The sequence below is a fragment of the Photorhabdus sp. P32 genome (assembly GCF_038085095.1).
Lineage (GTDB): Bacteria > Pseudomonadota > Gammaproteobacteria > Enterobacterales > Enterobacteriaceae > Photorhabdus > Photorhabdus luminescens.
Genome location: NZ_JAZGJN010000062.1, coordinates 1 through 724, shown reverse-complemented (window position 1 = coordinate 724; position 724 = coordinate 1). Strand labels below are relative to the sequence as shown.

Annotated in this window: 1 protein-coding gene; it reads right to left on the bottom strand. The window is 62.6% G+C overall.

The genetic code is table 11. The features are described from left to right. Positions 1 to 724: c-type cytochrome (locus tag V2H77_RS00220; RefSeq protein ID WP_341497200.1), on the bottom strand; the 724-nt coding region annotated here is incomplete at both ends.

Sequence of the window (724 nt, the reverse complement as noted above, 5' to 3'; positions counted from 1 at the left end):
CCCCAGCTGTTGCGCACATAGGTAAGCACGTCGGCGATGTTCTCATCCGAGAGATTCCATGCGAACGACGGCATGGCCGGCCCGGTGGGTGCCGCGTCCGTTGTGCCGGCGCGATTGCCGGCAAGTACCACGCGAATCATCGATACCGCATCGCGCGCATTGACAAGCGGGGCATTGGCCAGCTTGGGAAACAGCGTCGGAATGCCTTCTCCGTCCGGTGTATGGCAAGCCGAGCAGCGATCCTCATAGAGACTACGTCCGGCTGTCATGATCGGATCGTTAGCGCCCAGCGGCTCGGGCTTCTCGTGCTCGTGGTCCAGGCTCTTGAGATAAACCGCGACGGCCTTCAGGTCCGCATCGCGCCAGTACTGGGTGGATTTCTCCACCGCCTCGGCCATCGGCCCCGAGGCTATGTCGTAGCGGTTGGCGCCGGTCTTGAGGTATTGCACGATGTCGTCCTCGGTCCACTCGGCCAGGCCGACATGCGCCGTGTTGGAGATATTCGGCGCCATCCAGCCCTGCAGCTCCCCGCCTTTGAGTGTGCCATCGCGCCTGTCTCCGCCGATAAGGTTCTTCGGCGTGTGGCAACTGCCGCAATGCCCTAGCCCCTGCACCAAGTACGCGCCGCGGTTCCATTGCTCACTCTTCTCCGCGTCAGGCTCGAACTCTCCCTCGGTGAAGTTGAGCCAGTTCCAGGCCTTCATGCTCAGGCGCACATTGAAGG